Raw genomic sequence first — 6,001 nt, forward strand, 5'->3', positions numbered from 1 at the left:
CCGCTGCGGCCGGACGACGGCTTCGGGGCCGGGCGGCCGCCGCGGCGCGTCTCGATCAGGGTCACGGCCCGCTCGGGCAGCCACGCGGAGGCCGTACCGCTGTCGTCGGAGCCCGAGCCGAAGAGGTGAGGGGCCAGCTGGGCCTGGAGGTCGGCCGGGTTCGGGCGGGCCGCGGCCTCCATCTGCATACAGGACTCGATGAGCGGACGCAGTTCGTCCGGGAGTCCTTCGAGGTCGGGGCCCTCGCGCAGCAGCATGAAGACGGTCTCGACCGGGTTCGCGCCGTGGTAGGGCGCGTGGCCGGTGGCGGCGAAGACGAGCATCGAGCCGAGCGAGAAGACGTCGCTCGCGCCGGTCACACTGCGGGAGTCCTTCGCCTGCTCGGGCGACATGTACGCGGGCGTCCCGACGGCGACGTTCGTCATCGTCAGACGTGTGTTCGACACTCCGGAGGCGATACCGAAGTCGATGACACGCGGCCCGTCCTCGACGACGAGGACGTTCGAGGGCTTCAGGTCGCGGTGGACGAGTCCGGCGCCGTGGATGGACTGCAGCGCCTCGGCGACGCCCGCGGCGAGCCAGCGGACGGCCTGGGCCGGCATCGGCCCGCACTCGGTCACTATCTCCTCGAGGGAGGGCGCGGGCACGTACGCGGTGGCCAGCCAGGGCACGGCCGCGCGCGCGTCGGCGTCGACCACGGCGGCGGTGTAGAAGCCGGACACGGCCCGGGCCGCCTCGACCTCGCGGGAGAAGCGGACCCGGAACAGCTGGTCCTCGGCGAGCTCCGTCCTGACCGTCTTGATCGCCACCCGCCGGCCCGAGGCCGAGCGCGCGAGATAGACCAGCCCCATGCCGCCGGCTCCCAGCCGTCCCAGCACCTCGAACGGCCCGATCCGCCGCGGATCGTGCTGCGTCAGCTGATCCACCACTTGCCTGCCACCTCCCCGTACGCGGCCGCGCTTCCGGCCACCGCTCCAGCCGCGGCCGCAGCCACTGCGCAGCGTCTCACCACCGAGCCGCTCCGGCGGCACGCACCCCCGATTCTTCCTGGCCGGGGCTCCGGTTGCGAACCCGGGATCGAATCGGGATGTCTCCCACTATTCACGGGCAAACAGCCCAGGTCTGCCTTGCTTTTCAACGTCGGCCGGTGGATTTCGGCGCCTTTCAGAGCTTCGCGCCCACATTTCAGCCCTGGAGCCTCGCCCATTTCGGCGGCGGAGAAACCAGAATTCCCGCGCCGGAGTACGCCACGGCCCGCCTCTCAGCGCTGGAGCAGCGCGAAGGACGCCCCCTGATTGTCGCTGACGACGGCCACGCGACCGTACGACGTACCGAAGGGCGGCACCTGGACCCGGCCGCCGAGCCGGGTCACCGCGCCGAGCTCGGCCTCGCAGTCCGCGACGTCGAAGTGCACGAGGAAGTGGGGCGGCATCTCCGCGGGGAAGACGTCAACGATGTGGGCGCGGCCGAAGGAGCGGGTGGTGCCGGGCCCGAAGAAGGCGTCGTGGAAGAGGCCGGGGTAGAAGGCGTCGGCGGTGGCCGTGTCCCGTGAGTACAGCTCGGTCCAGCCGAAGGTGCCCGGCCCGCGCCCCCTGCCGAAGCCGGGATGGGTGCCGCCCTCCCAGAGCCCGAACACGGCGCCCTCGGAGTCTGCGGCGAGACCTGCGGTGCCGTACGGGCCCACCGGCACGGGGGCCGTGATGATCTGGCCACCCGCCTTCCGGATGCGGTCCGCCAGGTCCGGGGCGTCCGGAGTGGCGAAGTGGACCGTCCACACGGTGGGCATACGGCCGTCGCGCTTCGGCACCAGGGCCGCGACGGCGCCACCGTCGAGATCAGCCCGTACGGCGCCCGCGTACGGGCTGTCGGCCTCCCGCACGTCCTCGAAGGGCTCGAAGGTCCACCCGAAGAGCCCGCCGTAGAAGCGCTTGCCCGCCTCGACGTCCGGAAGCTGGGCGTCGATCCAGCAGGGGACGCCCTCGGCGAAAGCGGCAGATGCCTCAGATCCAGCCATGCGGCCAAGCTAACGGCGTTTCACTCATCCCGCAGGACGGGCGGAACCCCTCCCCGCGGGCCCGCGCACCCCATTTGCAGTCGGCCGAATCGCGCTCCGATCACCCCTCGGTAAGCTGACGGCATGACAGGACAAGTGCGTACCGTCGACGGCCGTGTGGCCGGTCGGCGCGGGCAGGCGACGCGGCAGAAGCTGCTCGACTGCCTCAGCGAGATGCTCAGCTCCTCGCCCTACCGCGACGTCAAAGTCATCGACGTCGCGCGGAAGGCGGGCACTTCACCGGCGACCTTCTACCAGTACTTCCCGGACGTCGAGGGCGCCGTCCTGGAGATCGCCGAGCAAATGGCGGCGGAGGGAGCCGGGTTGACCGAGCTCCTCGCGGGACGCTCCTGGGTCGGCAAGGCCGGCTGGCAGACCGCGCAGGAACTGGTCGACGGATTCCTCGAGTTCTGGCGCAAAAACGACGCCATCCTCCGAGTGGTCGACCTGGGCGCCGCCGAGGGCGACAAACGCTTCTACAAGATCCGCATGAAGATCCTGAACTCCGTGAACAACTCCCTCACGGACACCGTCAAGGAGCTCCAGGCGAAGGGCAAGGTCGACAAGGACGTCAGCCCGGCGGCCATGGCCGGCTCCCTCGTGGCGATGCTCGCGGCGGTGGCCTCGCACCAGAAGGGCTTCCAGACGTGGGGCGTGAAGCAGGCTGAACTGAAGCCGAACCTCGCCCTGTTGGTGCATCTGGGTGTGACCGGCAAGAAGCCCACCAAGTAGCCCGGCGCGTCGAACGTCAGGCTTTCCAGGCACACGTCCTGTCACACGGGCGGCAGCTCACTCCGGTGGGCTGCCGCCTGTCGCGTTCCCGGCGCCGCGGGTCAGCCCTTCACCGCCGGACTATCCGGAACAGCCGTATCTCCCGCTCCACCCGCGCCTGGTACGTCGCGTACGGCGGCCAGAACTCCAGCAGAGCCTTCCAGGCCGTCTCCCGCTCCTGGCCCCGCAGGAGATGGGCGGTGACAGGGATGTCCCTGCCCTTCCAGCTGATCTCCACGTCCGGGTGGGCGAGGAGGTTGGCGGTCCACGCCGGATGATCGGTGCGCCCGAAGTTGGACCCGATCAGAACCCAGCTCGTGGTCGCCGCCCCCTTCGCTCCCCTCTGCTTCCCTCCCGCCTGCTCCCCTTCCGGCATGCAGGCCAGCGGCGTACGCCTGGGCAGTCCGCTCTTCGCGCCCCGCGCGGTGAGGATGACACCGGGCAGCATCTGGGCGCTGAGCAGGACCTTTCCGCGGGTGAGCCGGTGGACGGCACGGTCCAGGGCGGGAATGAGATGGGGTGCGATCTTCGCGAACGCGGGTGCCGAGGACACCTTCTGCACGATCCGGACTCCGGCGCCCATCAGACCGCCACCTCCCCGCCGCCGAACAGCCGCGCTTCCTCGGCCGCGTACGCGCGCAGCCGGTGCGCCGGCCCGAAGAGCAGCTCGTCGCCGGCCGCCCGCTTGAAGTACAGGTGCGCCTCGTGCTCCCAGGTGAACCCGATCCCGCCGTGCAGCTGCACGGCCTCGGAGGCGGTGACGCGCAGCGCCTCCAGGGCCTGCGCGAGCGCCAGCCCGCCGACCCGCTCCTGGCCCTCGGCGGTGGCCCAGGCCGCGTAGTAGGCGGCGGAACGAGCGGCCTGGACCCCCACGTACAGGTCGGCCAGCCGGTGCTTCACCGCCTGGAACGACCCGATGGGCCGCCCGAACTGCTCGCGCTGCCGCACGTATTCCACCGTTCGCTCCAGTACCCGGTCGGCGGCGCCGACGGCCTCCGCGGCGAGGACGGCGGCGGCCGAGTCGCCGACGGCGCTGAGCACCGCGGCCGCGTCGGCGGCCCCCCGGGCACTCGCACGTTCGCCTGCGTCCGAACCGTCGGCATCGCCGCGGACTTCACTGCTGCTTTCGCCATCGTCGCCCAGCAGTTCGGCTTCCACGTCACGGAGCTGGACGCGGCACTGGGAGCGGGTCTCGTCGAGAGAGGTCTGCCGTACGCGGGTGGCGCCCTCCCTCACGAGGAAGAAGAGGGTGCGCGAGCGGGCGAAGCCACCTGTGTGCGCGGGCACGATCAGCACGTCCGCGCTGTGCCCGTCGAGGACCTGGTCGGCCTGCCCGTACAACCGCCACACGCCGTCGGCCCGCCGCGCCTGAACGCCTCCCGCCCGGCCGCCGCCCGCCCAGTCACCGCGGTTGTCGCCGGTCAGCCCGAGGGCGGTGGTCAGCGCGGCGCCCGACACTGCGAGCGCGGCGGTGAGTTCACCGGAGGCGATGCGGGGCAACAGCGCTGCCCGCTGGCTCTCACTGCCCAGGGCCAGTACGACGGGCGCACTCAGGACGGCCGTCGCGAGCAGCGGGGACGGGGCGAGCGCCCGCCCCAACTCCTCTGCGGCAAGGGCGAGTTCGGTGACGGAGCAGCCCACTCCCCCGTACGCCTCGGGAAGCGCGAGGCCGGACAGGCCGAGCTGCTGCGCCAGCGACTCCCAGAGTCCGGGGTCGTGGCCGTCCGTGGTCCGCACGGCGGCCCTGACCTCCTCCGGACCGCAGCGTTTGAGGAGCAGCTCACGGAGGGTGCGGCGGATCTCGTCCTGTTCCGCGGTGAAGGTGGCGTCCATCGGCGGGCTCCTCCCCGGGCCGGGTGACCGGCGTCCGGTTCCCAGATCTGACGGGCCGTCATGTTAGAGCGACCATCAGCAGATGCACAGGGTCCCGGCACCTCCCGCGTCACCAGGTATCTGATGTACCGTCAGATTCCATGACTCCGCCCCGGATCGTGACGTCAGGGAACCGCAGGGTCGCCGTCGTCGGCGTGGCCCTCTCCGACTGCGGGCGCCTGGACGAGGCCACGCCGTACGCGCTGCACGCCCAGGCCGCCCGCAGGGCCCTGGCCGACTCGGGCCTGGACCGGTCGGTGATCGACGGCTTCGCGTCGGCGGGCCTCGGCACGCTGGCACCGGTCGAGGTGGCCGAGTACCTGGGCCTGCGCCCGACCTGGGTCGACTCCACGTCCGTCGGCGGATCGACGTGGGAGGTCATGGCGGCGCACGCGGCGGACGCCATCGCCGCCGGGCACGCGAACGCGGTCCTGCTGGTGTACGGATCCACCGCCCGCGCGGACATCCGGGCGGGCCGCCGTACGGGCAACCTGTCGTTCGGGGCGCGCGGGCCGTTGCAGTTCGAGGTCCCGTACGGACACACGCTCGTCGCCAAGTACGCGATGGCCGCGCGCCGGCACATGCACGAATACGGTACGACGCCCGAGCAGTTGGCGGCGGTGGCGGTGCAGGCGCGGGACAACGCCGCGCTGAACCCGGACGCGATGTTCCGTGACCCGATCACGGTCGACGACGTGCTGTCGGGACCGGTGATCGCCGACCCGTTCACCAAGCTGCACTGCTGCATACGGTCGGACGGCGGGGCGGCGGTGCTGCTGGTGGCGGAGGAGTACGTCCAGGACTGCCGTGTCCCTCCCGTCTGGGTCCTCGGAACCGGCGAGCACGTCTCCCACACGACGATGTCGGAGTGGGAGGACTTCACGGTCTCGCCCGCCGCGGTGAGCGGGCGGCTCGCGTTCGAGCGGGCGGGGGTCCGCCCGGAGGACGTGGACCTGGCGGAGATCTACGACGCCTTCACGTACATGACGCTGGTGACGCTGGAGGATCTCGGCTTCTGCGGGAAGGGCGAGGGCGGGGCGTTCGTGGAGAAGGGGCGGCTGCGGGTGGCGGGCGGGGAGCTGCCGGTCAACACGGACGGGGGCGGGCTGTCGGCCCAGCATCCGGGGATGCGGGGGCTGTTCCTGCTGGTCGAGGCCATACGGCAGCTACGAGGGGAGGCCGGCGACCGCCAGGTCCACAAACCGGACGGCCACCTGCCCGAACTGGCGGTGGCGTCGGGAACGGGGGGCTGGTTCTGCTCGTCGGGGACGGTGGTGCTGGGACGGTAGGGGGCGTGGCTGCTCG

General features: G+C 71.7%; 6 protein-coding genes. 2 read left to right on the forward strand and 4 right to left on the reverse strand.

Going from position 1 to position 6,001, the window contains the following annotated elements; all coding sequences use genetic code 11:
* The coding region (locus tag KUF83_RS01600) for a serine/threonine-protein kinase (protein WP_217452668.1) at positions 1-929 on the reverse strand (929 nt) is incomplete at its 3' end.
* A gap of 332 nt (positions 930-1,261) precedes the next feature.
* Entirely contained in the window at positions 1,262-2,014 is a 753-nt protein-coding gene (locus KUF83_RS01605) for a VOC family protein (protein WP_217452669.1), read from the reverse strand.
* A 123-nt stretch (positions 2,015-2,137) separates the two neighbouring features.
* Here KUF83_RS01605 and KUF83_RS01610 point away from each other — a divergent pair, with 123 nt between their 5' ends.
* A complete protein-coding gene (locus KUF83_RS01610) occupies positions 2,138-2,785 on the forward strand; it encodes a TetR family transcriptional regulator (RefSeq protein ID WP_217452670.1) in 648 nt (215 codons plus the stop codon).
* A 109-nt stretch (positions 2,786-2,894) separates the two neighbouring features.
* Here the strand turns inward: KUF83_RS01610 and KUF83_RS01615 are convergent, their stop codons facing one another.
* Together KUF83_RS01615 and KUF83_RS01620 are read right to left on the reverse strand one after the other, a co-directional pair.
* Positions 2,895-3,407, reverse strand: a complete 513-nt coding sequence (locus tag KUF83_RS01615) for a nitroreductase family deazaflavin-dependent oxidoreductase (protein ID WP_217452671.1) — start codon at positions 3,405-3,407, stop codon at positions 2,895-2,897.
* Complete coding sequence (locus KUF83_RS01620) at positions 3,407-4,657, reverse strand: acyl-CoA dehydrogenase family protein (RefSeq protein WP_217452672.1); 1,251 nt, start codon at positions 4,655-4,657, stop codon at positions 3,407-3,409. The genes KUF83_RS01615 and KUF83_RS01620 overlap by 1 nt, the downstream gene beginning before the upstream one ends.
* Positions 4,658-4,797: 140 nt before the next feature.
* Between KUF83_RS01620 and KUF83_RS01625 the strand changes: the two genes are divergently transcribed.
* Complete coding sequence (locus tag KUF83_RS01625) at positions 4,798-5,985, forward strand: acetyl-CoA acetyltransferase (RefSeq protein WP_254643221.1); 1,188 nt, start codon at positions 4,798-4,800, stop codon at positions 5,983-5,985.
* Positions 5,986-6,001 lie beyond the last annotated feature (16 nt).

Source organism: Streptomyces sp. BV286 (assembly GCF_019090165.1).
In the GTDB taxonomy this organism is placed as follows: domain Bacteria; phylum Actinomycetota; class Actinomycetes; order Streptomycetales; family Streptomycetaceae; genus Streptomyces.

Coding starts and splice junctions, on each gene's coding strand:
- KUF83_RS01620 (WP_217452672.1), bottom strand. CDS start 4,657: ATGGACGCCACCTTCACCGCGGAACAGGACGAGATCCGCCGCACCCTC.
- KUF83_RS01615 (WP_217452671.1), bottom strand. CDS start 3,407: ATGGGCGCCGGAGTCCGGATCGTGCAGAAGGTGTCCTCGGCACCCGCG.
- KUF83_RS01610 (WP_217452670.1), top strand. CDS start 2,138: ATGACAGGACAAGTGCGTACCGTCGACGGCCGTGTGGCCGGTCGGCGC.
- KUF83_RS01625 (WP_254643221.1), top strand. CDS start 4,798: ATGACTCCGCCCCGGATCGTGACGTCAGGGAACCGCAGGGTCGCCGTC.
- KUF83_RS01605 (WP_217452669.1), bottom strand. CDS start 2,014: ATGGCTGGATCTGAGGCATCTGCCGCTTTCGCCGAGGGCGTCCCCTGC.